This is a genomic window from Mucilaginibacter sp. RCC_168 (assembly GCF_041355315.1).
Lineage (GTDB): Bacteria > Bacteroidota > Bacteroidia > Sphingobacteriales > Sphingobacteriaceae > Mucilaginibacter.
This window is the reverse complement of sequence record NZ_JBFUPN010000044.1, coordinates 1-26,758: the sequence shown is the minus strand read 5'-3', so window position 1 is coordinate 26,758 and position 26,758 is coordinate 1. Positions and strand designations below refer to the sequence as shown.

Annotated in this window: 23 protein-coding genes; 7 read left to right on the top strand and 16 right to left on the bottom strand. The window is 43.3% G+C overall.

Going from position 1 to position 26,758, the window contains the following annotated elements; all coding sequences use genetic code 11:
* Positions 1-458 precede the first annotated feature (458 nt).
* The 4 genes from AB6735_RS27500 to AB6735_RS27485 form a co-directional block, all read right to left on the bottom strand.
* Positions 459-1,034 (bottom strand): DUF4199 domain-containing protein, encoded by a 576-nt coding sequence (locus AB6735_RS27500; protein WP_370999399.1) that lies wholly within the window; start codon positions 1,032-1,034, stop codon positions 459-461.
* 5 nt (positions 1,035-1,039) lie between these two features.
* A complete protein-coding gene (locus AB6735_RS27495) occupies positions 1,040-1,708 on the bottom strand; it encodes a hypothetical protein (protein ID WP_370999398.1) in 669 nt (222 codons plus the stop codon).
* A gap of 8 nt (positions 1,709-1,716) precedes the next feature.
* Entirely contained in the window at positions 1,717-2,967 is a 1,251-nt protein-coding gene (locus tag AB6735_RS27490) for a dihydroorotase family protein (RefSeq protein WP_370999397.1), read from the bottom strand.
* A 171-nt stretch (positions 2,968-3,138) separates the two neighbouring features.
* Positions 3,139-5,187, bottom strand: coding sequence for a BatA domain-containing protein (locus tag AB6735_RS27485; protein ID WP_370999396.1), 2,049 nt, complete (start codon positions 5,185-5,187; stop codon positions 3,139-3,141).
* A gap of 173 nt (positions 5,188-5,360) precedes the next feature.
* On the opposite strand from AB6735_RS27485, the gene AB6735_RS27480 reads away from it, so the two are divergent.
* On the top strand, positions 5,361-6,122 hold the full coding sequence (locus AB6735_RS27480) for a DUF72 domain-containing protein (RefSeq protein ID WP_370999395.1): 762 nt from the start codon (positions 5,361-5,363) through the stop codon (positions 6,120-6,122).
* Between the two features lie 60 nt (positions 6,123-6,182).
* Positions 6,183-7,178 carry an aldo/keto reductase gene (locus AB6735_RS27475; protein WP_370999394.1) on the top strand — a complete coding sequence of 332 codons (996 nt, stop codon included), beginning with the start codon at positions 6,183-6,185 and terminating at the stop codon, positions 7,176-7,178.
* Between the two features lie 139 nt (positions 7,179-7,317).
* Here the strand turns inward: AB6735_RS27475 and AB6735_RS27470 are convergent, their stop codons facing one another.
* The 6 genes from AB6735_RS27470 to AB6735_RS27445 all read right to left on the bottom strand — a co-directional run bounded on the left by AB6735_RS27470 (position 7,318) and on the right by AB6735_RS27445 (position 15,452).
* Positions 7,318-8,088 (bottom strand): hypothetical protein, encoded by a 771-nt coding sequence (locus AB6735_RS27470; RefSeq protein WP_370999393.1) that lies wholly within the window; start codon positions 8,086-8,088, stop codon positions 7,318-7,320.
* Between the two features lie 19 nt (positions 8,089-8,107).
* On the bottom strand, positions 8,108-10,423 hold the full coding sequence (locus tag AB6735_RS27465) for a family 20 glycosylhydrolase (RefSeq protein WP_370999392.1): 2,316 nt from the start codon (positions 10,421-10,423) through the stop codon (positions 8,108-8,110).
* Between the two features lie 521 nt (positions 10,424-10,944).
* A complete protein-coding gene (gene trxB, locus AB6735_RS27460; protein ID WP_370999391.1) occupies positions 10,945-11,901 on the bottom strand; it encodes a thioredoxin-disulfide reductase in 957 nt (318 codons plus the stop codon).
* Positions 11,902-11,975: 74 nt separating this feature from the next.
* The gene (locus AB6735_RS27455) at positions 11,976-13,148 is read right to left on the bottom strand and encodes a dipeptidase (RefSeq protein ID WP_370999390.1); all 1,173 of its coding nucleotides are present in this window, start codon (positions 13,146-13,148) and stop codon (positions 11,976-11,978) included.
* A 58-nt stretch (positions 13,149-13,206) separates the two neighbouring features.
* On the bottom strand, positions 13,207-13,632 hold the full coding sequence (locus AB6735_RS27450; protein ID WP_370999389.1) for a DUF3592 domain-containing protein: 426 nt from the start codon (positions 13,630-13,632) through the stop codon (positions 13,207-13,209).
* Positions 13,633-13,823: 191 nt separating this feature from the next.
* The gene (locus AB6735_RS27445; protein ID WP_370999388.1) at positions 13,824-15,452 is read right to left on the bottom strand and encodes an acyl-CoA carboxylase subunit beta; all 1,629 of its coding nucleotides are present in this window, start codon (positions 15,450-15,452) and stop codon (positions 13,824-13,826) included.
* A 228-nt stretch (positions 15,453-15,680) separates the two neighbouring features.
* Here AB6735_RS27445 and AB6735_RS27440 point away from each other — a divergent pair, with 228 nt between their 5' ends.
* Positions 15,681-16,451 carry a C1 family peptidase gene (locus tag AB6735_RS27440; RefSeq protein ID WP_370999387.1) on the top strand — a complete coding sequence of 257 codons (771 nt, stop codon included), beginning with the start codon at positions 15,681-15,683 and terminating at the stop codon, positions 16,449-16,451.
* A 227-nt stretch (positions 16,452-16,678) separates the two neighbouring features.
* Here AB6735_RS27440 and AB6735_RS27435 read toward each other — a convergent pair whose 3' ends face one another.
* Positions 16,679-17,263: a TIGR00730 family Rossman fold protein gene (locus AB6735_RS27435; RefSeq protein ID WP_370999386.1), complete on the bottom strand. Its 585-nt coding sequence runs from the start codon at positions 17,261-17,263 to the stop codon at positions 16,679-16,681.
* Between the two features lie 129 nt (positions 17,264-17,392).
* Here AB6735_RS27435 and AB6735_RS27430 point away from each other — a divergent pair, with 129 nt between their 5' ends.
* On the top strand, positions 17,393-18,172 hold the full coding sequence (locus AB6735_RS27430) for a hypothetical protein (protein ID WP_370999385.1): 780 nt from the start codon (positions 17,393-17,395) through the stop codon (positions 18,170-18,172).
* Positions 18,173-18,231: 59 nt separating this feature from the next.
* Here the strand turns inward: AB6735_RS27430 and guaB are convergent, their stop codons facing one another.
* The 3 genes from guaB to AB6735_RS27415 all read right to left on the bottom strand — a co-directional run bounded on the left by guaB (position 18,232) and on the right by AB6735_RS27415 (position 22,672).
* Positions 18,232-19,704 (bottom strand): IMP dehydrogenase, encoded by a 1,473-nt coding sequence (gene guaB / locus AB6735_RS27425; RefSeq protein WP_090465607.1) that lies wholly within the window; start codon positions 19,702-19,704, stop codon positions 18,232-18,234.
* 317 nt (positions 19,705-20,021) lie between these two features.
* A complete protein-coding gene (locus AB6735_RS27420) occupies positions 20,022-21,299 on the bottom strand; it encodes a M16 family metallopeptidase (RefSeq protein WP_370999384.1) in 1,278 nt (425 codons plus the stop codon).
* 116 nt (positions 21,300-21,415) lie between these two features.
* Complete coding sequence (locus AB6735_RS27415) at positions 21,416-22,672, bottom strand: M16 family metallopeptidase (protein WP_370999383.1); 1,257 nt, start codon at positions 22,670-22,672, stop codon at positions 21,416-21,418.
* Positions 22,673-22,970: 298 nt separating this feature from the next.
* On the opposite strand from AB6735_RS27415, the gene AB6735_RS27410 reads away from it, so the two are divergent.
* Positions 22,971-23,528, top strand: coding sequence for a hypothetical protein (locus tag AB6735_RS27410; RefSeq protein WP_370999382.1), 558 nt, complete (start codon positions 22,971-22,973; stop codon positions 23,526-23,528).
* An 86-nt stretch (positions 23,529-23,614) separates the two neighbouring features.
* On the opposite strand, the gene AB6735_RS27405 is transcribed toward AB6735_RS27410, so the two are convergent.
* Both AB6735_RS27405 and AB6735_RS27400 read right to left on the bottom strand, forming a co-directional pair.
* Positions 23,615-23,959 (bottom strand): phosphoribosylpyrophosphate synthetase, encoded by a 345-nt coding sequence (locus AB6735_RS27405; protein WP_370999381.1) that lies wholly within the window; start codon positions 23,957-23,959, stop codon positions 23,615-23,617.
* Between the two features lie 180 nt (positions 23,960-24,139).
* Positions 24,140-25,750, bottom strand: coding sequence for a hypothetical protein (locus AB6735_RS27400; protein WP_370999380.1), 1,611 nt, complete (start codon positions 25,748-25,750; stop codon positions 24,140-24,142).
* Positions 25,751-25,951: 201 nt separating this feature from the next.
* Between AB6735_RS27400 and AB6735_RS27395 the strand changes: the two genes are divergently transcribed.
* Both AB6735_RS27395 and AB6735_RS27390 read left to right on the top strand, forming a co-directional pair.
* A complete protein-coding gene (locus AB6735_RS27395; protein WP_370999379.1) occupies positions 25,952-26,350 on the top strand; it encodes a hypothetical protein in 399 nt (132 codons plus the stop codon).
* An 88-nt stretch (positions 26,351-26,438) separates the two neighbouring features.
* Entirely contained in the window at positions 26,439-26,627 is a 189-nt protein-coding gene (locus AB6735_RS27390) for a hypothetical protein (protein ID WP_370999378.1), read from the top strand.
* Positions 26,628-26,758: the final 131 nt, after the last annotated feature.

Below are 26,758 nucleotides of genomic sequence, written 5' to 3'. Positions count from 1 at the left end.
CCTACGGAGCAAAAAGATATTTTGTCTTGTATTTCTACAAACAGGTAGCTCCTAACGGAGCATATCGACAATAAAATACAATAGGTCTATTTACCCTTTAATCTTCCGAACACTTGCGGTGATAACACCGACCATAGGCTGAAAAATAATGATTGCGTATTCCTATCAAAATTTTCTAAGGTTACATTATCGATCTCTGACATATTCTGGGTGTACGATTTATTGTCTCCAATAATAATCATTTCTGGTAACGGCGCTGTTCGAAGTCTCCTGACTTCGAACCATTATGCCTGTAGTTTTCAACTACACACGGCTTTAGGTAGTCTAAATACTACCTGCATAATCGTCTGAAATCAGAAACTTCAAACATCGAAATAAATAAAATACCCCGAAAACAAAAGCGGCCTTCCTTACAGGAAAGCCGCTTTTGTTGTGTATAATTCTTTTACCTGTCAGGCCTATGGATTATTAACCTGCAGCTCTTTTTTAAAGAAAGCGGCAAAGATGATAGCCAGCACAAACATAAAAATGATGGAGATGCCTACCCCTTGTATTTGGCGGCCAATGGTAACATCTTTTTGAGCATTAAATTCTCCCTGGATCTCATCCAGTTTCTTTTTGATAATATCAGGGCTGGTTTTGCTTTCTTTGAGAAATTTGCTTACGGAGCTGGTCATGGCCGCTTGTGTTTTTTCGATCATGTGCGGCTCTATCACTTTGGCAAATAACTGATCGCGCAGGGCAAACTGTATTACAAAAGCGGTAAAAAACATCAGGAATATACCTGTTGCTGCTTCGCGCAAGGTCCAGAAACCACCAACTTTTTTCCTGAAATTAAAACACAATACTACCACCAGTAAAATAGGGAGCAGTACCGAGAATATAAAGGGCGCGGAGGAGATTACCACCACCGATGTTGTAGATAATATGATATAGAACGAGATGATACTCAGTATGGTTAATACTACGCCCAGCAACAAGCCAAAAGTTATACCGGTAATTCTTAACCGCTTTTTGTCAACTTCAAAAGCCATTGATATTATTGAAAATTAATTAATATATCTAAAACGGCCATATCAAATTCTTTATCCAGGGCGTATTCGGCTATCTCTTCTTTGACTTCGTCGGTTGGATCGATTGTTTGGAAAAAGCAGATCATCGGGTAAAACAATTCCTTTAATTCCGAATCCTGCGGCAGGCTTTGAGCTACTTTGCTCACTTCCGAAACCGGGCTCTCAATCAGGATCTGGTTGGCTATTACAGGCTCATAAATGCGGTACTCGTCCTGAAACTCGTCCTCATCAACCAGTAAAAACTCTTTCAAATAGTCTTCCAGTTCAGGTTCAATATCCTCATCTTCGCACTCGTTCAGGTACAGCAGCAGGTTCAGCAGCTCGGTTCCGCGGTCAAGCGTTTGCTCTTCAATATCTTCCCACTCAGGCGAGTCCAGGTAGTCCTCTTCCAGTTTTTTAACATCGGCACTAAAAAAGTTCACCAGCAGAAGGTCAAAAAATACCTCGCGTAATGATTCAATAGCCGGGTTATTGTCAAATACTTCGTCCAAAGCGTCAACCTTGGTCAAAAAGTCCTCGTCAAGCGCGAAAACTTCGCCAAAGCTATTGCTCAGGAGGGTAGCATCAAAGCTGCTGTATTTTGAAAAAGCCTCCAGAGCGGCTTCAAAAGCGGTTTGTATTTTTGGATCGATCATGATTGTCGTTATTTAAATATTTGTTTGTTATTATAGGTTAGCTGTACTTTTCCCTTTAACTGTTGCCCAAAGAACGGTGAATTAACCGATTTGGAGCGATTATTTTTATTACCGTATTCCCATTCCGTTTCGGTGTCAAAAAGCACCAGGTTGGCCCGCTCTCCTTCAGCAATAACCGGTATGGTTACACCCAGTATCTCGCGCGGGTTAATAGCCAGCTTTTCAACCAGCAGCTCCACCGGTAAACCTGATAGCAGGGCCAGCGGCAACGCGGTCTGGAAGCCAGTTATGCCATATTCGGCTACTTCAAATTCCACATCTTTAAACTCCACCTCGTGCGGGGTATGCTGGCTTACAATGGCATCAATCGTGCCATCTTTAAGCCCTTTTATCAACGCCAGAACATCATCTTTGGTACGCAGCGGTGGTTTTACCTTGTACATGCTGTCAAAACCCATCAGGGCCTCGTCTGTAAGTACCAGGTGGTGCGCGGCTACATCGCAGGTAACTTCCAGGCCTTTACGTTTGGCTTCGCGAATGAGCTCAACCGAACGGGCGGTTGATATGGTGCTGAAGTGGATTTTTGATACGGTATATTCGGCCAGGTAAAGGTCGCGCGCTATCATCAGCTCTTCGGCCAGCGATGGGATACCTTTCATGCCCAGCAAAGTACTTACTTCGCCCTCATTCACTTTAGCTTTACCCGCTATGGCGGTATCCTCGGGGTACGAGAACACCAGCGCGTCAAAACCTTGCGCATACAATAAGGCACGTTCCATCAAACCAGCATCCTGTACAGGGCGATTGCCATCGGTAAAGGCACGGGCACCGCTCAGGTACATATCATATAGTTCGGCCAGGTCTTTCCCTTCGCGTTTGTGCGATATGGTTCCTAAAGGATACACGTCAACCAGGTTATTTTTGGCGCGGTTTAGCAGGTATTCTATTTCGGCTTTGGAATGTACCGGCGGGGTGGTGTTGGGCATCAGCGCTATACCGGTAAAGCCACCGGCAGCGGCGGCGCGCGTGCCCGAGTGCATATCTTCTTTGGTTTCCAGTCCCAATTCGCCTATATTACAGTTCAGGTCAAAAAAACCGGGCGATACATATTTACCCTCGCCATCTACCACTTCGGCATCGGCCTCCATATCTTCGGCAATGCGGGTGATCACCCCATTTTCAATTAAAATATCGGTAACTTGTTGATGAAAGGCTGATCCGGGATCAAGAATGGTGGCAGATTTGATAAGCAAATTCATGAGCAAGCTTTAAGGATTTGTATGGAATTATTTTAATATCAAGTAGCGAGTATCAGGTATCAAGATTTTTTTCCGGGAGTTTATTTCTTTCAGTATCAGGTTGTAAGTAACCAAATAGCTTCTTGCTTTTTTCTTGATTCTTGACTCTATCATCTTGATTCTTGATTTAGATCAAACAGGCTGCTTTACGGCTTGTTTACTCGGGTTAAAGTACCTGATCAACAAAATTTCGGCGGCCAGAAAAATCAATGCCAAAATTATACAAAGTTTCCATAATTGTGTGCCAAAATTTGTTTCGGTTACAATACCTTTTAGTGAAGCCTTACCACCTGTTAATAAGGTGGTTGAAGCAGGCATTAATTGTTTAAGGTCGGCCTGGCTCAAATAACTCATGTCAGATTCGCTGCGGTTATCGTTAAAGGCCAGCGTAGCCACCGTGCTATCCTGCTTTTTTAGCGTATAGATCCCGGTTTCGCGCAACTGGTCAGACAGGTATAGCATCGTGCTCCCCTCCTGCTGCCGTACATCCGGAATGGTGCTTTGGTCGCCTTTCACCAATTTGAGTAATTGTTTTTCGGTGAGTTGTACGGATGGGATCTCCAACGTTTCTTCCTGACCCAGGGTGTAAAACAAAGGCAGATCGTGCCCGCTTAGCAGGGCTATGCGGAACAGCGCAGGCACAAAAAGGGCATGCCGGGGTAAGTTGCTGTATGCTTCATCAAGCGGTACAGCGGCTACATAAACTTTACCATGCCCAAAGTTATTTCCAGCCCAAAAGGTTTGTCCGCCGCTTAGTTTCATCAGGTTATCTGCCCCTCCAGCGGAGTTACTTAACTGGTAATATTTTTTAATCACCGGCAGATCGGGATTTTCAGGAAAATTCTCGAATACATTTTTAAACACCGGGCTTTGCCTGTTCAGGGTTGATACTTTGGTGGCTTCTGTCAGTAGCTTTTCGGGCCAGGCGGCATTCATCGGCTGCAAAAACGCACGGTAATTAGCCAGATCGGCATCTACAGCCGGAAAAACAACCAGCGTACCGCCTTTGGCAACATAGGTTTTTAATTGCTGCGCCAAACCCGTTGATACGGCTTTTACATCACTGATCACCACAATGGGCAAGCTATTGAGCCCCGCGTAATTCACATTTCCATCAGGCACGCGCTGGGCGGCAAAAAATGGATCCGAAGCAAAAACGGCTTTTAAATAGGGATTGGGTATACCGCCATCAATCAGCAACACCGGCATTTGCGCGCTTACATTAAAGCTGAAGTAGAACTTGTTATCAAACGTAACGGGATTATCCTGTAATTCAACCAGGCCTTGCTGCCAGCCCGCTTGCAGCCCCATAAAGACCAGTGTATCGGTTTGTACCGCGCGTGCCGGGATGGTATAGCTCCCCAGGGCCTTTTGTACACCGTTGATGGTGACTTTCAGCGGGACTTTATCGGCTTTTTCGCCGGCGTAATTATGCAGGCGAACAACCAGTTTTTCGTTTTCGCCTGGACGGTGTACGGCGCTTAACAACCAGACAGAATCAACCGCCACATTGGGCAGGTTACCGGCTTTAAGCTGTATAAGACTGGTGGCTATGCCGCTATCTATTTTTAAGGGCTTGCCGGCCATGTTTTTTTGAAGATCGGAGATGATATAAGCCGATTTGATAGCGCCCGGCTGTTCAAGCAACAGGTTTTGCTGGCGACTGATGATCTGCTGCAGGGTACGGCTTTGCGCGCTAATCTTTACCTGGTCAACCGCGTCATTAAATTCATCTCGACTGAGCAAGCGTTGGTGTTTGCCCTCAAAATCCTGCGTAAGCAGCTGAAAACGATCATTGATATTGTAGGCCGAAGCGATCTCCTTGGCTTTTTGTTTGGCATCATCCAGCAGCGAGCCTTCGCGGTTGAGGGTTTCCATGCTGTAGGAGTTATCTACAAAAATACTTACCGCGTTTTGACGGCCGGTGTTGTTTGAATTTTGCCCCGGCAAATATGGCCTGGCAAAGGCCAGCACCAAAAAAAACAGGGCCAGTAAGCGTGCAGCGAGTATCAGCCTTTCCCTTAAATTACGGCGCGATGCCTGCTGCTCCTGGATCTCCTTTAAAAACTGCACATTGCTAAAATTCACCTTCTGAAACTTACGGAAGTTGAACAAGTGGATGATGACCGGGATAGCTAACGTGAGCAATGCAAATAAAAAAGCCGGATATATAAAGCGCATATTTTATAAGTGCAATAGGCAGATATACAAATGTGCGAATAAATGTGCAGATTTCAGATGTGCGGGTGTGCAGATGATGGTCTTTTCCTGTTTTTTAGACGTACTGGTGGTGGATAGATTATAGCCATGCTATCGACTTTTGCTCAGCGTCATCAGTTAAGTTTTAAAACAAAATGCCATTCGCATTCTTTTATTATGAAAAGCATTTTGAAAAAATGGAATGGCATATCGGTTGTTCGGGATTTCATTACAAAGATTGGAAGGGACGTTTTTATCCCAATGATCTGCCGCAGCGTAAATGGTTCGATTATTATTGCGAGCATTTTAAAACGCTGGAGCTTAATGTAACCTTTTATCGTTTTCCGCAGCTTTCGTTCCTCCAAAACTGGTATGCTAAAAGCCCTGCCGATTTCCGTTTTGCGGTAAAGGCCCCCCGCGCCATTACCCATTACAAAAAATTCAATGATACAACAGAACTGATCACCAGTTTTTATGACACCATTAATCAGGGATTACAGGAGAAACTGGGGCCCGTTCTGTTTCAACTGCCGCCCAGCTTTATTTACGATGACGAAAAGCTTGATCGCATTATCAACAGCTTAAATCCTACTTTTAAAAATGTACTGGAGCTGCGCCATGTAAGCTGGTGGAATGATTCCGTTTACCAAAAACTGGCTAAACATAACATCACCTTTTGCGGCATGAGTCACCCGAGCTTGCCGGATGATGTGATCCAAAATACGCCTGTGATTTATTACAGGTTTCATGGTGTGCCGATATTGTACCGCTCACCTTATTCTAAAGATTTCCTTAAAAAGATCATTGATATTGTAAAACAAAACCCTAACACACAAGAGGGCTGGTTTTATTTTAATAACGACTTTGATGCCACCGGTGTCGATAACGCAAATGATATGATCTCTTTGTCTAAATAATTTTTTAATCTCAACAATTAAATACATTTTGCTGCCGGATTTTAAACTACTTATTTATCTATGGAATTTAGACGATTAGGAGAAACTAAACTTGCCGTTTCTGTGATAACATTTGGCGCCTGGGCCGCCGGCGGCTGGATGTGGGGCGGCAATGACGATAAAGAAGCCATTGAAGCTATGCGCGTATCCTACGATATGGGCATCACCTCTATTGACACGGCCCCTATTTATGGGCAGGGCAAAAGTGAAGAACTGGTTGGCCAGGCTATAAAAGGTTTGCCGCGCGACAAAGTGCAGATCCTCACCAAATATGGCATGCGCTGGGACCTGGCCAAGGGTACATTTGGCTTTAAAAGCCAGGACAACAGCGGCAAGGATATAGATATTTACAAATATGCCGGTAAGGAAAGTGTCATATTGGAGTGCGAAAACAGCCTCAAACGTTTAGGTACCGATTATATAGACCTGTATCAGATCCATTGGCCAGACGCCTCTACGCCTATCGAAGAGACCATGGAGGCTGTATTACGATTGAAAGAACAAGGCAAAATACGTGAGGCTGGTGTAAGCAATTATGATATACAGCAAATGGCCACCGCCGAAAAAACTATCAAGCTGGCATCAAACCAGGTACCTTTTAGTATGGTGAACCGGGATATTGAGGACGAACTGATCCCCTATTGCATCGAAAATAAAAAATCGATCCTGGCTTATAGTCCGCTGGAGCGTGGCTTGCTAACAGGCAAAATAAAACCTGGCCATCAATTTGATGCAGGTGACCACCGTGCGGGCGTAAAATATTTCCAGGAAGAGAATATCAAACGGACCAATGAATTCCTGGCCAAAATAAAACCCCTGGCCGACGAAAAAGGCGCCACCCTGGGTCAGTTAGTAATCCGCTGGACCATCAACCATCCGGGCATCACCATAGCCCTTGTAGGCGCCCGCAATGCTGCACAAGCTAAACAAAATGCCAAAGCTATTGAGATACATATTAATGGCGAGGAAATGGAATTTATCAATAATCAATTGAGCGATCTGGAGATTGCGGGATAAAGCTTACTGTCATGCTGAGCATAGCGAAGCATCTGTTATACGACTGGCATATTGAAGAAGATCCTTCGTTCCTCAGGATGACAAAATATAATTATGAATAAACCAAAAAGAGCGGTACCAAATGGGCCGCTCTTTTTGGTTATTCATCGCGATGTCTTCTGTGTTTCTTCTTTTTCTTTGATTTTGACGAAGAAGACTTGCTTTTCTTTTCAGATTTCTTAGGAGTAGTTTTCTTTTCCGTGTTCTGCTTAACAGGCGTAGCTGCAACCGTTACTTTCTTATCGGCAACATCCGTAGAATCTTTGCTCAGCTGTTTTACGGTGAACTCATTGCCGCGTAAGCCATATTCCAACTGGCGTTTGGCGCCTGTGGGTTTAGCCTCTTTTCCGCTACCGCTGTAGATCGGAAATTCGCGCATGAGCTTGCCATCGCGGATATAAAAATTATCACTCCCCCGGTAACCTTTACGTTGCGAACTGTTCAGCCTTGGAAAATCGAGCTTATTGGCTTTGTTATTACTGAACTCAAAAGCGTAAATACTGGTGTAATTGGTAGTATCTTTTGACTTAGCCTGGATCAGGATCTCCGGATTACCATCCAGGTCCATATCAGCATTGTACACATCAACTATGGCCCCATCCAGATCACCGGTGGTTGTGGTGTATTTTATGGCCGATGAATCGGAATGCAGGATCATGAACGAGCCCGCGTCCTGCGAACCACGCCCCCAGCTCAGTATATCATAGCTTTGGCCCGGTGACACCTCTATCAGCTTATGAAATCTGAAAGGGGCCATCAGCTCCGGTTTTTTAGCAAGCGGCGTGGTTGTGGCAGGCTTCTGTTGGTTACCGCCGCAACCTGCTATTACCGCCCCTGTTAATAACGCGAAAAGATAAAATCTGTTGGTCATTTTATGCAGGATATTGGTCTTAATTATATAATGTATCGGCAGTCAGCTCGGCTTTTTGTTTGCCAGGCGCATTGATGAATACTTTTAAAGTACCTGGACCGCCGGTGTCAACATATTTTAAGGTAACCTTATGATAACCTTTTAACAATGGCACAGCGCCTTCCTGTTCGGTAACAGCATGCTTACCATCATTATCAACCACCGGCTGATCATCGATCAATAATACCGATCCATTACCCGAAAGGGTGGAAAATCCGTAATTGCCATCGGCATCAATATTCAAATAACCCGAATAAATAACGCCGTATTTACCTTTGCTTTTCCGGAAATCAATAGTGCTGAAAGTTTTAACAGCGCCGCTGTCGGCAGCCGGTAAATTGGTTAACTGGCTGGTAGCCGTATAGCTACCCGGAAATAGCTGGTATTTTACACCCCGTGCCGATCCTGTATAATTAACGGCCGCCATAGGCGCTTTATTATACACTACCGTACGGGTTACCACGCTCCGTTTACCCGATGGGGTGATCACTATGGTTTGCAGCTCGCGATACTGATTGGGCGGAACAGAAAGGTTTACCGGGATGGTATAGATCAAATCGGTTTCGCGGGGGGTATAGCCGTCAATGGTATAGTATATTTTTGCCCCTTCTACCGATGGTTTTAAGGTAGCATTCAGCTGCGAACCTATCATCACCGTATCTTTAGCGCCGATAGCTACCGGCACACGGTAATTGATATTATTTTTATCTAACCAGGCTAAATGACCAGGCAAACGGGTTTCTGAAAAATCCTTAAAATTCTTGTTAGCCAAAGGCGACCATGCCACTTCCGACAGCGCCATCAACCGCGGCAGCAGCATATACTCTACCTTGGCATCGGTTGGTATATATTCTGTCCATAAGTTGGCTTGTACCCCTTCTATATATTTTTGCTCTGCGGCGGTCAAAACGGCCGGTGTTGGATTATAACTGTATATTTTTGATAAAGGCTCGTTACCACCAATGCTCAATGGCTCCTGGCTTGGTTTACCCTGTCCATGATCAATATATAAACCTCCGCTTCCTGGGGTCATGATCACGTTATGTTTTTGCTGGGCAGCGGCAATACCACCTTCTTCGCCTCTCCAGCTCATTACGGTAGCATTTGGCGCAAGGCCGCCTTCCAGTATCTCGTCCCAACCGATGATGCTCCTCCCTTTGGAGTTCAGGAATTTCTCTATCCTCTGGATAAAATAGCTTTGCAGACCATGCTCATCCTTCAGTTTTAATTTTTTAATAAGATCCTGGCAAAATGCCGATTTTTTCCAGGCATCCTTCGGCGCTTCGTCGCCGCCAATGTGGATATATCTACTTGGGAAAAGTTCCATTACTTCGGTTAACACATCCTCAAGAAAAGCAAACGTTTTATCAGACGGACAGTAGATGTCTGGGAATACGCCCCAGGTTTCGGCAACTTTAACCGGTGTACCGGGATCGCAGCCCAACTCCGGATAAGCTGCCAACGCGGCTGATGAGTGGCCCGGCATTTCAATTTCGGGAACAACGTTGATATATCTGTCCGACGCGTATTTGACCACATCGCGAATCTGATCCTGGGTATAAAAACCACCATAAGGCGTACCATCAAATTGCTGCGGGGTACGGTCGCGGTAACCGCCAATTAAGGTTTGCGCACGCATACTGCTGACCTGGGTAAGCTTTGGATATTTTTTTATTTCGATGCGCCAACCCTGATCTTCGGTCAGGTGCCAGTGGAAAGTATTTAGTTTATAGGCAGCCAACAGGTCGATGTACTTTTTAACCAGCTCGACCGAGAAAAAATGACGACCAACATCCAGCATCGCCCCGCGATAACCAAAACGCGGATAATCTTCTATCTCCACACACGGAAGCTTAGCCGTAGCGCTTCTTTCCAGGGGCATCAATTGTAACAGCGTTTGCACCCCGTAAAAAAGGCCTGAGCCTTTGCCGGCAATTGTTATTTGCTGTGGTGTGACAGTGAGGCGGTAACCTTCGGCAGGTAAATTATCCGTACCGGTGGTTGTTAGCTTAATGAAGTTTGCGTTCGGATGGTTTTTCATCATCGCCTTTACCACAACCGACTTACGATAGCGCATATTATTTGCCAGGTAATCTTTAAAAAATAAAACCGCTTTGTTTGATGGTGAGTCGGCCTGGATAATGGTTTCCTCACTTAACACAAACTGACCGGAGGCTTTTTTTAATGAAACTGGAGCCGGGATGATACCCAGGTTTGGATCGGAGTCCTGAGCATTGACAACAGATGTGCATACTGCAAGCAAGGCAAACAGCATTAGGGATGCTTTTTTATACATATTTATTAATCAGGTTGATACTGAATGGTGAATATAGAAGTTTTTAAAAAAATACAAGAAGTTTGGCGTGTAAAAAATCTATGCTAAAACGAATTTATAGTGATCACTACATTTTTATGGGGTCGCTTTAAGAAACCCCTCTCTGCCACCACGCTGGTTATCGCACCCCTCCAGTGGGGAATAGCCCATGAAAAGACAGCATCTATACTAATTCAAGAGGTGTAGCCCCTAATGGGGCAAAAAACCTTTTGGTTCTGTTTCTACAAATATGTAGTCCCTACGGGACATGAAATACAGCCACATTTGCAGCTTAAATTGTTGCTCTATGTCCCGTAGGGACTACATATTTGTAGAAAATAATTGTAAAAATTTGGTGTGCCCCGTAGCGGGCTACCCCTCCTGTCATTTGATGGGCTATTACTCTCCCAAGGGGGAACTAAAACGAAAAAGGCCAACTGTTTCCAGTTGGCTTTTTATATCTTTCTTAAAATCTTTTTCTTCAGTTGAAGGGGGGAGTGGGATTAAGCAGTTACTACATGTTCTTTTGCGGCCAGGTAACGCTCGGCATCAATGGCGGCCATACAGCCGGTACCTGCGGCAGTTACTGCCTGACGGTAGATGTGATCCTGGGCATCGCCACAGCAAAACACACCTTCCACATTGGTTTCTGTTGATCCCGGACGGGTAAGGATATAGCCGGTCTCGTCCATATTTAACCAGCCTTTAAAAATATCGGTATTAGGGTGGTGACCTATGGCTACAAAGAAACCGGTAACATCCAGATCGGTTTCTACATTAGTTTGGTTATTGATCACCCTTACACCGGTTACACTTTGTCCATCACCCAGGATCTCTTTGGTTTCGGTATTGTAAAGGATCTCGATATTAGGTGTATTCAACACGCGATGTACCATGGCTTTTGAGGCACGGAACTCATCACGGCGAACGATCATATAAACCTTACGGGTCAACTTAGCCAGGTAAGTGGCTTCTTCGGCAGCAGTATCACCGGCACCAACAATGGCCACATCCTGCCCCTTAAAAAAGAAACCATCACAAACAGCACAGGCAGAAACGCCGAAGCCACTATATTTTTGTTCAGATTCCAAACCCAGCCATTTGGCTGATGCGCCGGTAGCGATGATCACGGTATCGGCAGTAATGGTTTTAGTATCGTCAATAACCACTTTATGCGGCAGGCTCGAAAAATCAACAGAGCTGGCATAGCCAAAGCGAATCTCGGTACCCAGGCGTTCGGCCTGTTTACGCAGGTCTTCCATCATTTCGGGGCCCATGATACCTTCCGGATATCCGGGAAAGTTCTCAACCTCGGTAGTTTGGGTAAGCTGCCCGCCGGCCAGTAAGCCAGTGTACATAACGGGTTTCAGATCGGCCCTTGAAGCATATATAGCCGCGGTATAACCAGCTGGCCCTGAGCCTATGATAAGGCATTTGATGTGTTCAGTTTCTTGAGACATTGTTATAAAAAATGTATGCGAATTTACGGTTTATCTGTCTATCAGACAAGGGCTGAATGGTCAATACTGTGCCATCATTTACCCGCATTGGTTTTCAGCACACGCATAACGTTGCCACCCAATATTTTATCGATATCTTTTTCACTATAGTTAAGCTTGAGCAATTCGGCGGTTACTTTGGGATAATCGGCAACGCTATCCATCCCCAGCGGGAATGATTCTGAACCATCAAAATCTGAGCCTATACCCACATGATCAACACCAATCAATTTTACGATGTAATCAATATGCTGAATCAACAGGCTTAAAGGTGGTCTCAATTTGTCGGCTTCGGCCTGGTGCAGGGAACTTGCCTTAATAAATCCCAGATCCACATCATGATATACTTTGCCAAGCGAATCGATCTCGGCTTTATACTTCGAATAAAAAACAGCCATCTTGGGGTTATAGGCGCTATCCACAAAACCACTGTAAAAATTCACACATACTACTCCCCCGTTTTTTGCCAGGGCTTTAAGTTGTTCATCTTTGAGGTTACGCCGGTTGGGATCGATATTGTAAACGCAGCTATGCGAAGCAATAACCGGCTTATTAGTTGTAGCCAGCACATCATAAAAGGTACGCTCGCCCACGTGCGATATATCCACCATTACGCCCAGCTCATTTAAATGATGCACGATCTGTTTACCATAATCCGTCAGACCCAAATGCGGCAGACTATCTTTTTTGGTTACCTCATCACGAGCCGATGTAGCCCAGGACGTACTGTTGTTCCAGGTAAGGGTTAAATAACGCATTCCGCGTTTAGCCAGACTGTCGATATAATCCATCCGGTCTTCGATCATATGCCCGCCTTCTACGCCTATCAATGCGGCCAGCTTTTTTTGATCAACCGCCTTTTTGAGCTCGGCGCTGTTATGCACCAGCGTTATTTTATCGGGATTCCGTTTGATGAGCGCATATAGCGAGTCTATTTCTTGATTGGCCTGTGCAAAAGCTGTTCCTTTACCATAATTTTCGCCGCACCAGATCGAGAATATCTGTGCATCAAGTCCACCCTCTTTCGCTCGCACGAGGTCGAAATTTCCAGTACTTTGCCGTTTAGCCAGATCATTTTTGGTAATCAGTTGGGTTGATAATATATCATTATGCGTATCGATCAGGATAGCTCGTTGATGTATTTGTTGCGCATTTTGCGCCGATAGCTTTAAGGACAAGAACAATAAAGGGAGCAACAGTTTTTTCATGCTTTCAAGATAAGGTTTTAACCGTTGATTTTTTTGATTTCGTTGAGTGATGATCTGTTTATCCTGGTTGATATTGATTTAAAATGTAATAAGCCCCTACACCAAGCATCAGCAAAATTCCGAGAATGATGAATACAGGGCCGAGCAATTTAGTGGTTATATTATCAATAATATAGTGTTCGATATCTGCCAGATCATAGATCACCGTAACATGATCCCCTTCGTTATAAGCTGGCGGATAAGTACCAACTTCATATCGTTTGGTCACCCATTCTTTTTCGATGGTTACATATCTTATCACCGGGTAGTACAATCTCGAGCGACGCGTTCCTACCCCCCATTCTTCTTCCACGCTAAAAACCACACCATCAACCTTCGCGCCGGTTTTAAGCAGTTTACGGCGTTCATTTAGCTTGCCTATACCCAATACAATTAAAAAAGCGCCACCGGCAAGCAACAAAAGTTCATCGATACTTACATTCATGACCGCTGGTTTAAGTTAATTTTTATGATCTCACTGATTGTTGTCTGCACTGGGATTAACATGATTACAAATACGGCAATTGTTTAAACCTTGATTTGTAGAATTAAGAGACCCGCAAGATTTTTTCTTTACCTTGTTACTCCAAAATTTCACTCACCACTCACCACTCACCACTCACCACTCACCACTCACTAAGTCTGTATCACTCCAACATTAAATGCTTTTTCAATAGGCGCATGATTGGCGGCCTCAATACCCATGGATATCACCTTACGGGTTTCCATAGGATCGATAATACCATCAACCCAAAGCCTTGCGGCGGCGTAATATGGCGTTGTTTGACTATTGTACCTATCGGTTATTTGTTTCAGTAGCTCGGCCTCCTTTACTTCATCAACTACTTCGCCCCGGGCTTTTAAGCCTGCGGCCTGTATCTGTAACAAGGTTTTGGCCGCTTGTCCGCCCCCCATTACCGCTATTTTAGCTGATGGCCAGGCATATATCAACCTGGGGTCATAAGCTTTGCCGCACATGGCATAATTACCCGCACCGTAGGAGTTGCCAATCACAATAGTAAACTTGGGCACTACCGAATTGGCTACAGCATTTACCATTTTGGCGCCATCTTTTATGATGCCTCCTTGTTCTGAGCGGCTGCCCACCATAAAGCCGGTAACATCCTGTAGAAACACAAGCGGAATCTTTTTTTGATTACAGTTCATGATAAAACGGGTGGCTTTATCCGCTGAGTCGGAATAAATAACGCCGCCAAACTGCATTTCGCCTTTTTTTGATTTGATCACCTTGCGCTGATTAGCCACTATGCCTACCGCCCATCCGTCGATACGGCCCAAACCACAAATAATGGACTGGCCATACCCTTCCTTATACTCTTCAAAAGCCGAATCATCCAGCAAGCGCAAAATGATCTCTTTCATATCATAGGCTTTTTCCCGGTTATCCGGCAGGATGCCATAAATATCTTTTTCGTTTAGTTTGGGGGCGGCAGGCTTTATACGATCGAATCCGGCTTTGTTATAGTCGCCCACCATGCTCATGATGTTTCGGATAGAATCGAGGCAAGCCTGATCATTGGGTTGTTTATAGTCTGTAACTCCTGATATTTCGCAGTGGGTTGTCGCGCCACCCAAGGTTTCATTATCCACATCCTCGCCAATGGCCGATTTTACCAGGTACGATCCTGCTAAAAAAACTGATCCCGTACCCTCCACGATCATGGCCTCATCGCTCATGATGGGTAAATAGGCGCCACCAGCCACACAAGAGCCCATAATGGCCGAGATTTGGATAATGCCCATACTGCTCATGATGGCATTATTGCGGAAGATGCGCCCAAAATGTTCTTTATCCGGAAATATCTCGTCCTGCATAGGCAGGTAAACGCCGGCGGAGTCAACCAGGTAAATGATCGGTAAACGATTCTCCATGGATATCTCTTGCGCACGCAGATTTTTCTTAGCGGTTATCGGGAACCAGGCACCTGCTTTTACCGTGGCATCATTAGCAACTATCACACACTGCCGCCCCGATACATAACCAATGCCGCATACCACCCCACCTGATGGACAGCCGCCATGCTCGGCATACATACCGTCGGCGGTAAAAGCGCCCATTTCCAGCCAGGGCTTGTCTTTGTCTATGAGATAAGCCACACGTTCGCGGGCCAGCATTTTTCCTTTTTCTTTTTGTTTAGCCGCGGCCTTTTTGCCACCGCCTTCGTATACTTTTTTGAGCCTGGTATTCAGCTCATAAACAAGCTGTTTGTTTATATCTTCATTAATATTGAATGCGATATCCATAATTGGTTTATAATAGGAAAATGTAAATTAGGAAAAATTAAAAGATCAACAGCTACCCCGTTGCCGTTTTGTTTTGCACATTACATTGTAACAAATCTTTTGACATTGCTAATCAACTATTTATCTTGTTCAAATATTCAGGTAGCAACACGCATCAGATAACGTAAAAACACGCATCTGAATGATTAGCAAACACTATACCTTTATTGTATAAATATTCATCCCTATATGATACAAAAAACCAAACACTATGGCTGGTTACCCGACCTGCCCGATCACCGCGATTTTCAGTATGCAGTTGTTCGCCATGAAGCTTTAGCTCAACCCACTCCTCCAATGGTCGATCTCCGTGCGCAATGCCCACCGGTTTATAACCAGGGAGACTTGGGATCATGCACAGCCAATGCCATAGCCGGTGCATTTCAATTTGAACTCATGAAACAAAAGCTGTCGGTATTTAATCCATCGCGGCTATTTATTTATTATAATGAGCGGGTTTTAGAGGGTCATGTGAAAGATGATAGCGGCGCTCAACTCCGTGATGGCGTAAAATCTGTTGCCACCTCAGGCGTTTGCGACGAAACCCTTTGGCCTTACAACGTCGGCAAATTTGCCAAAAAGCCTACCAAAGCATTATATACAAAAGCTTTAAAAAACAAGGCATTGCAATACACCCGTTTAAATAATACGGCTATTAATGAATTAAAAACGTGCCTTGCCGGCGACAATCCATTTGTGTTTGGTTTTACAGCTTATCAAAGCTTTGAGGGGGATGTTGTAGCCAAAAGCGGTGTTTTACCTATGCCTTCCAAAACTGAAAGCGTGATAGGCGGGCACGCGGTAATGGCTGTAGGCTATGACGATCAAAAGAAGGCCTTTATTGTACGTAACAGCTGGGGTGATGGCTGGGGATTGATGGGCTATTTTTATATGCCTTATGACTACATTACCAGTACCGACCTGGCTGACGATTTTTGGACCATTAGCCAGGTAGCTTAGGCTTGTTCGTATTACGTTATGAATTATATGTTTTTATAAGCATAATATTACGTACAGACTTCCTATAAAAATTCAACACTAATAATCCAAACGTAAAACGTACAATATACTGAAGATGAAATCATCGGTCATTAAAGCGTTGCAGCATCTAAGCAAAGAGTGCAAATATGCAGATGATGAATGAGTATTAATATATTTCTATTTGCACATCTGCACATCTAATTAATCTACGTAAGGTTGCTGTCTTTAAACCAAACTTCGTCTGTTGTAACTTTAAAACCATCCATGAGGTTAATTAACTCAATAGGATCACCTGAAGTGATCACTAACTCGCGGTTGGTGGGTTTCATGAATTTTTGTTCAACCATTACATCCAGCTGTTTCAGTAAGAAATCATAATAACCGTTTACATTCAATAAACCTATCGGATGGTTATGCAGGCCCAACTGCAGCCAGGTGAGTACCTCAAAGAACTCCTCAAGTGTACCTATTCCACCGGGCAAAGTGATGATGGCATCGCAAAGATCATTCATCATTTGTTTACGTTGATGCATATTTTCAACAATATGTAACTCGGTTAAACCGGTGTGCCCAACTTCTTTATCCATCAGGAATTGAGGAATAATGCCGATGGCCTTGCCCCCGCGCTGCAGAACATTATCAGCCAGTAAGCCCATTATACCTACTTTGCCGCCGCCATACACCAGGGTAATGTTGCGGGTTACCATGAGTTCGGCCAATTGTTCAATCGCTTGTTTCAATATAGGGTCGCCATTAAAGTTGGCACCACAGAATACGCAGATAGCTTTCATACCACAAATATATCAGGCCATTTTATATTGAAGCTTACGGAATGATTAATTATTATCAGTTTTTATTTGTCAGCTCTACATTTAAGGCTTATTTTTATATTTATAAAACCATATCCTAAATTATTCACAATGAGAAAACTTTTCGCCTTAACAGGCCTGCTGTTGATAATAGGCTTTACCTCGTTTGCACAAACTATTGAAAACCCGGTGGTGGGAATTCCTGAAGACTTGAGCGCAAGGATCACCAAAATTGAAACTAATACTCAATTTACAGCTGTCAGCTTTGAGTATACAGCCAGCGGCGATAATGCATGGGTACAGCTTAACAAGGAAATATTTATTCAAACAGATGTAAACAATGAGCATTACAATTATGTAAAATCCGACAAAATAGCGATAGCTCCAGCCAAACATTTCTTTGCCAAAGCCGGCGACAAACTGGTCTTTAAGGTTTATTTTAAAAAGATACCTGCCAACGCCAAAACTATCGATGTTGTAGAAAGACCCGGATTTAGGACCGATGGTATCACGTTTTTTAACTACTATAATATAAGTCTTACGCAATCATTACCTGCCGGAGCTGTTCAGAAAGTAAAAGTGACGAACGTGGTATTGATGCCCCCTCCTCCTGTTGAAAACTTAACCGATGCAGATCAAACCTTAGCCGGCCAAAATGTAATGGCCAATGCCATGAATATGATGGGTCCAATGTATGCTACAATGGCAAAATCCTTGATGGACTCACAACTTGATTATTATAAACAGCCGGGCAAAATAGAGGAATTAGCCAAAGTGAACAAACAATACTTTGATGCCTTAAAAAAGGAAGGTTTTACAGAAGATCAGGCGCTAAGAATAATTACTACCGGGGGTATACTATCAAGCATTACCGGAGGGAGCGGCAAATAATTCATAACAAGAAAGGGTTACTAATGGTAACCCTTTCTTGTTATGAATTAGAATATTATTTATCTGCTGGTATAATTAGGAGCTTCTTTAGTGATAGTAATATCATGCGGATGGCTTTCGCGCATACCAGCTGCGGTAATACGTACAAATTTGGCTCTTTGCAGATCTTCGATATTAGCAGCACCACAGTAGTGCATACCTGCACGTAAACCACCAATATATTGGAATATCACTTCGGCCATGTTACCTTTAAATGGTACACGACCTACAATGCCTTCGGGAACCAGTTTGGTCACCACATCGGTTTCATCCTGGAAATAACGGTCTTTTGAACCTTTAGCCATCGCTTCCACAGAACCCATGCCACGGTATGATTTGAATTTACGACCTTCGTAGATGATGGTTTCACCTGGTGATTCTTCTACCCCGGCAAACAGTGAGCCTGCCATAATAGAACTTGCACCAGCCGCAATGGCCTTCACAATATCACCGGTTTGTTTGATACCGCCATCGGCAATTACCGGTATGCCACGGCCTTCTAATGCTTTGGCGCACTCATAAACCGCGTAAAGCTGTGGTACACCCACACCAGCAATAATACGGGTGGTACATATAGAACCCGGACCAATACCAACTTTTACTGCGTCGGCACCAGCATCAGCAAGTGCAAGGGCAGCATCACCGGTTGCTATGTTTCCAGCAATAACCTGTAAATTAGGATATAATTTTTTAACCGCCTTAACCATTTCAATAACTCCCTTTGAATGACCGTGGGCGGTATCAACTGTAACCACATCTACACCGGCATTTACCAGCGCGGTTACACGATCAATGTTATCCGCAGCAACTCCAACAGCGGCACCCACACGTAAACGACCAAATTCGTCTTTACAGGCATTAGGGAAATTTTTTACTTTTTGTATGTCTTTATAAGTGATCAACCCTACCAGCTTGCCATCTTTATTTATCACAGGCAGTTTTTCAATTTTATTACCTTGTAAAATAGCCGCGGCTTCGGTTAGTGTAGTGCCTTCCGGAGCAATGATTAAACCTGTTTTGGTCATCACCTCACTTACCGGAACCGACATATCTTTTTGGAACCGCAGATCGCGGTTGGTGATAATGCCTTTTAGTTTGTGATCCGCATCAATTACCGGGATACCGCCAATACTAAACTCTTTCATAATCTGGAAAGCATCTGCAAGCAGGGCATCTTCCAGCAGCGTTACAGGGTCTTGTATCATTCCGCTTTCAGAACGTTTAACTTTGCGTACCTCGTCGGCCTGGGCCTGTATGGTCATATTCTTGTGCAATATGCCTATACCACCTGCCTGGGCTATGGCAATAGCCAAACCAGATTCGGTAACGGTGTCCATAGCTGCCGAGATAATGGGAATGTTTAACCGGATGTTTTTTGTTAAAAAAGTACTGGTGTTAACTTCGCGCGGTAAAACTTCTGAATAAGCCGGGAGTAGTAAAACGTCGTCGTAAGTTAATCCTTCGGCAACAAATTTTGATGGGTCTAACTGCATAGCAAATAATTATTTTGGAGTTATTATTTGCCGGGCAAAGGTAACAAATATTTCGGATTTCTGATATTGGATTTCGGATTTATTTAAAAGCGGGGAGAAAATTGCCTTTGTATGATAAATCTGATTTTTGATTGGGAATGCAGAATTATAAAAACGCGTCATTGCGAACGGAGTGTGGCAATCCCTTACTTACAGAGTGACCCTGCTTATTGGGGATTGCTTCGTTCCTCGCAATGACGCGGGGCAAAAATAGTTCGAATGGCTTGTGGATTAAATAAATCCGAAATCGAACATCTGAAATCCGAAATTCAAAAATCCTAATATTTCCCTACGATCACCTTGTAAAACTGATCAAAGTTCAGATATTTATTAGCCAGGGCACGTAATTCAAGCGCGGTTGTTGTTTTCACTGTTGATGCATACCTATCATAATAATCATAATCTAAACCTGCAAAATAGATGCTTTTGAATTTGTCGGCATGTGAAAACACATTCTCCAGACTACCCAATAATGATCCCAGCATAAAGTTGCGTACCAGCGATAATTCCTCTTCGGGTATCAATTCGGTTTTGAGCAATTCAATCTCTTTTTCAATTTCGCCCATAGTAGCTTTACACACGTCGGCACCAACTTCTGTCGCGATAAAGAAAGCTCCGCCTTGTTTAAACGAATTAAGACCAGAGCCAATGCCATAGGTATAACCTTTATCTTCGCGGATATTGGCCATTAACCGTGAACCAAAATAACCGCCTAAAACCGTATTTAATACCTGTAGAGGTTGAAAATCGGGATGATTACGGTTAATTACCGGTAGCCCTATCCTGATAGCTGATTGCAGGGCATCCGGTTTTTCGGTAAAATAAAACAGCTTATCAGCCGGCTTAAGCTCAGGTTGTGATGTGTTTGCAGCAACAGGGCCGTTTGTCCAATTTTTATCAAAAGTTTCTTTGATCAATGTTAAAGTTTCCGGTTCAATTTTACCCGCAATTATTAAAGTACAATTTGCCGGCTGGTACATTTGTTTAAAGTGTGCCAGCAGATCTTCGCGCTGCAAACTTTTATAGTTATCAAAACTTGCTCCCAGCCCATAAATAGTTTCACCATAAATAGCCTTATTAAAATCGCGGCGGGCAACCACATCATTTTTCTGGAGGCTTACCTGTAATTTTTGCTGCTGGTTACGCTTAAATGTTTCCAGTTCTTTTTCCGGGAAATCGGAGTTTGTAAGAATATCCAGAATAACCGGCAGCGTATGGTGTAAATGTTTATTTAAGCTGTACAGCGTAACCAATGAATTCTCGTACCCGTAATCAACTTGTAAAAAGGCGCCGTAGAAATCAACCTTATCGGCAATTTCAGAAGCCGAAAGTGTTGTTGTTCCTTCCGTAAGCATGGTATTTACAGCCATGTTGAGCAAAGGCTTAGCCTGGTTAAAACGCAGGTTGTTAAATATCCATTCTATCCGTACCAACTCCTGGTCGCCCGAGTTAAAACAATAAACATTGCAGCCGTTTTCCAGCTTTTTATGCTCAGGTTTGATGAGGTTTATATTTTCGATAGCCTTAAAATCCGGGGCTAATTTTCTGTCGATCATGTTTTTTATTTTTTGTCTGAAATCAGAATTTACTGAATTTTAGAATTTACAGAATTAAACATGATCTCATTATTCTGTAAATTCATTAATCCTGTAAATTCTGATTCTGATGTTATTTAAGCTAATGCTGATTCAGTTTTCTCAGCCAGGTAAACAAGCGTTGATGAATTATCCTTCCTGAATATCTTAACGGCTGTATCTTTTATCTGAGCAGCTGTTACTGCCAGGTATTTAGATGTTTCCTGGTTAAGCATTTCGGCATCGCCCAGCAATTCAAATGAAGCCAAGTTCATGGCCTTGTCAAGCAGCGACATTTCTGAGAAAACCATGGTCGATTCCGTCTTGTTCTGTACTTTGGTCAGTTCATCTGCCGGAATCTCCTCCGTTTTAACTTTTTCCAGTTCTTCCCATATGGCTGCTTCTGCCTGTTCAATGCTGATATGTTCAAGTGGTTTACCTTCCAGTATAAACATTCCCTTATCCAGACTGCTGGTGATGTAAGCATGTACTTCGCTGAATATCTGCCTGTCCTGCACCAAACTTCGGTATAAACGTGAAGAGTTACCGCGCGAAAGCACATCAGATAATAGTTCTGTTGCGTAAAAATCATCATCCAGCCTGCCGCCCATCTGAAAACTGATGTAAACATCATTCAACGGAACTTTAGCTGTAACTGTTTCGCGGCGTTCCTCATGCTGGTCTGGTTCCTGAGGCAAGTTGCGGTGATATTTTTCACCTGCCGGTATCGGTGCAAACCATTTTTCGGACAGTTGTTTTACCTGTTCAGTTGTTACATCGCCGCCAACCACCATAATGGCATTTTGCGGGTTGTAATGCTTTTTAAAGAAAGCCTTTACATCTTCCATGCGGGCATCTTCGATATGTTTAATGGTTTTACCAATGGTAGCCCAGCGATATGGGTGATGCTTATAAACCAGGGGTCGCAATTTTAACCATACATCGCCGTAAGGCTGATTCAGATAACGTTGCTTGAACTCCTCTATCACCACGTTGCGCTGCACTTCCAGGCTTTTTTCGCTAAAGGCCAGGCTTAGCATCCGGTCACTCTCCAGCCAAAAAGCGGTCTCGATATTAGCAGAAGGCAGCGTGATATAATAGTTGGTAATATCGTTGCTGGTAAAAGCGTTGTTTTCGCCGCCTACTCTTTGCAGGGGCTCATCGTAGCTGGGTATATTTACCGATCCGCCAAACATCAGGTGTTCAAACAAATGTGCAAAACCGGTTTGTTCGGGGTTTTCGTCGCGGGCGCCTACATCATACAGAATGTTAAGCACCGCCATTGGCGTAGTATTATCTTCGTGAACAATAACCCGAAGACCATTATCCAGTGTGAAACGGTTGAATTTAACCATGTAGTTATTTTAATTTAAAAACGGGTAAAGGTATAAATTTTTACAGAAGTAGCGGGATTGCTGGAGCAGGTTGCGAGGATCGTGTTGCCGGGATTACAATTGTGCTGCTTAATAACCCGAATTGCGCTCCCCCGGATAGGTGCAATAGCTGTCTGGACAAAAAAGAGAGTAGAAAGCAGCAAACAAATAGGCAATGACAAGTATGGTTTCATGATACCTGTTTTAGTTTTGAAAAAACAGCAATTCCAGGCTAATAAACTATTTTCCTTCATCATAAAAACCTTAAATTTGGTATTGTATGCTTACCAATCAACAACTTACCGACGAATTATCACATACGCTGAGTAAAGCCAAAGTGTTGAAATTAACTCGTATTTTAGAAGAGCAGCACTTTGCTTTGCGCGATCTGATCGATATCACTTTTCATCAGGATAAGGTGATCGGCTTTCGTGCGGTATGGATATTAGAGAACATGTTTTTGAAAGACCCGGAGCAGTATCTTAATGATCTGGAATATTTTGCATCCCGTTTCAAAGAGGTGAAAAATCCCAGTTGCATGCGGCATTATACCAAGCTGATCATGCACATGACTGATGATTCATCGCCAGCCACCGTAAGGCAAAAGCTTCAAACTATTGACCTGGAGCCGGTAGTTGAGCAACTTTTTGACTGGATGATAGATCCAAAAGTTAAGGTAGCTGTAAAAGCTTTTGCCGGTAAAGCGCTTTTTAATTTGAAGGACCGCTTTGATTGGATTGCCGAAGAATTGGAAGGTCAGCTTAAGATATTCCTGTGCGACAAGAGCGCCGGCATGCGGTCGGCCGCGAAAAACACGTTGAAATTAATTCAAAATTAAAAAGTCAAAATTCAAAATGCGTTATAACTGTAGTCCAGACAAACGCACATGATTTTGACTTTTAAGTTTCAAATTTTGACTTATAATCAGGCTGTCGGCCTATCCTCACCATGCAGATTATTACTTACCTGGTGATGGTGCAGTTTTGCGGCAATAGCCGATTCACTATTATCTGCATAGGTGCCGTAAGCATTGATCAGTACCCCTTTAAGATTATATTTAGGTGATGATACCGCGTAAATGATGGACATATCATCGGGATTGCTGGCTCCTTCAAACCGATAAAATTCATCAATTTCAAAGTCATCAGCATTCATATGGATGTCCTGAGCCTTATCGTCTATGGTATCACCTTCAAGGCTCAGGTTAGCGGTATATCCTCTTTTTAACAAATCGTTAGTGGCATCCACTAAGGTTTCATAATTTTTCATGGTGGTGATGTTTTGTTTAGTGTTACAGGATGCAGTGTTTAGTTGCCTATGTATACAACCACCAAACGCGTACCTTGTTTGAATAAGGTGGGCCTAAAACAAAAAAACTTACGAAGTTTTAAAAACTTCGTAAGTTTCATGACGCTTTTTAATTCTCCCCTTCAGGGAGGTTAGAAGGGCTTATATAGCCTTAGCTAACCATAATGAGGCGTTAAGGTGTAAGGCCGGATGGGAGGTAAAACCCGAAGGCGAATCACCAGACCAACCATTAAACAGGCTATCGCCGGTATCGCCGGTGCCATCATCGGCAGGTGAACTATCACCGATCCAAACTATACGGCCAGTGCCATATGTGGCCAATAAAGCCATTACATTACTGTTACCGCCGTTTGTAGCTGAATTACGCCAGAACAAACCTTGTACGCTCGAATTATTCGTTGGGGTCAACGTTGCCGTTGAACCATTATAGAAAGCCAGTTTTGAAGCTGTACCGGTTGCACCATTCAATACTTTTTGTGCATTAGCATTGGCGCCGGTATAAACATTGGTTGACGGGCCTTCACTGATATCTACATAATTGATGTTAAAACCAAAAGGATTGTTATTGTTAATACCATTATTAGTCATCAGGTCATTCCAAACACGCGGTGAATCGTAACCATCGCCATCCCTGTCGGATGGATTATAACCATTGGCATCAGTTCCGGCAGTTGTTGCAGCGGTATGGTCGGCAATCATAAATAAACCGCCGCCGTTTGAAACAAAGTTCATCAAAGCTGTTTTTTCGGCAGCAGTGAATAAACGGTTTGGCTCAACTACAACAAATACATCATAATTACTTAAATCCTGTGGGTTTGATGAATTACCATAAGTAATGGCTGTGCCAACTGGTAAAGTTTCAACCAGTTCGCCTAATTTCACCAGGGAAACAGCCCATGATGATATACCACCTTTCCAGTAAGTTTCCGGAGTGCTGGCAGTGATACCTGTATATGATGGTGTTGGGCTGCGTTGAGCTTTGGTTTCAACTGTTGTACCACCAGTATAAATTGGCACATTTTCGGTACCATCGGCATCAATCTGCCAATCGGCACTACCGGCGTTTTCCAGGTGACTGGCATCGAACAGGTATTTTTTACCTGTAACCACCACCGGCGGAGGGGTTGTACCACCACCGTTATCATTAACAGTGATGTCATCGATATTAATACGGTTAGTACCGCCGGTTAATTTGCGGATCTCTAAGCGGGCATTACCGGTTACATTAATGGTAAACGTTTGTAAAGCCAGTGATGCACCGGTTGTTATGTTTGAACCCGATTGAGCCCAGGTGGTGCCACCATCAACAGAATAAAACAAGCCCCATTGGCTTGCGGTATCACCACTATAAGTTGCAGATTTAATGGTAACAGTGCTTATCCCGCCGGTTACATCAAACAACATGGTAATTTTACCTGTATTGCGTATGCGGGCGCTCCATGAACCTGCTTTCTGATCTGCAGCCAGGTTGCCTATCAACGCGTCAAACATATTCCATGAATTGCCAGACAGGGTTACATTATCGCCGCTGCTTGAGCCTGTGGGTGATACATCATAAGCAGTTTTTGGGCTGGTAGATCCAACTTCAAAACCTTGAGTAAGCGATACCGCTTGTGTTTTGATGGTGTTGTTGATTGCGGCTCCATCAGGAGTTTGACTCTTTGGGGCATTGTTTTTCTGGCAACCCATTACCAGCATTCCGGTAAGGGCAGAGGCTACGAACAATAGCCCGGGTTGGGTAAATTTAAGCATAGTGATTTTCGGTAAGTTTGTATATGTGTCGGTACTAAATAATTGTGGGGTAAACTTCTGTAAAAGTTTATATTCAAACATTTACACAATATTAACATATTATTAAATATTATCAATGATATGACCAAAAGGCCTTTAATTAAAAAACTCATCATTCATAAACCATTAGGCATAACAACAACTATTTAGCTATATTTACGTGTGGTTAATAAGAGTATAAAGACTTCTTTTAAAAAATACCTGCTGGCATTTAGCTTCCTGCTTAGCTTTTTTGCGCTATCAGGCTATGTAAGCCATAGTACTCCCGGTAGTAACCGCGTTTCGGGTACAGAATTGTTCACCGATAAAAATTTCGTTTTAAAAGGTGGGATCAGTTATAAAAGAGTAGCATTAGCTTTTTATACCAATACCTCATCATACACGGCAAACGGAGAATATACCGGTCAACGAATTATTATTTATAACAGACTCACGTTAACCCATTACCAATATTTAAAGCACCTGTTTTTATCTTTTAAACACTATACCACCTACCCAATTGATCACCTGTATCACACAGCCGATCTGCATGATGGTGTCACTTCATTCAAAATAGGCTGATCTGCCTGTTTATCAATAATCCATATTTATAAATTTTATTAAATGGCTTAGTTATGCTTAAAGCATATTAAGGCACATTGCTATCGGCATGAAAAAGCTAAAGAAAATAATCAGGCTTTTTTGCCTGGTGCTATTTTTATTATTGGCCGTTACCGGAGTGGCCATTACCGGTGCGGGCCCAACCCAATCAAAAAACAGGGACAGAATTATGGATAACGAAACCCTGATAGAAATGGCAGAAGAAAAGAGTAAGGAAGAAGACGAGGAAAAACCTTGATATAAGTACATGATGGTGAGCTCATACGTCATACAAAAAACGCGTCATTGCGAGGTACGAAGCAATCTTCTATGTTGAAAAACAAGTTTTGGATGAAATTTTATTCATATTCTTTAAAAAAAGGCAATAGT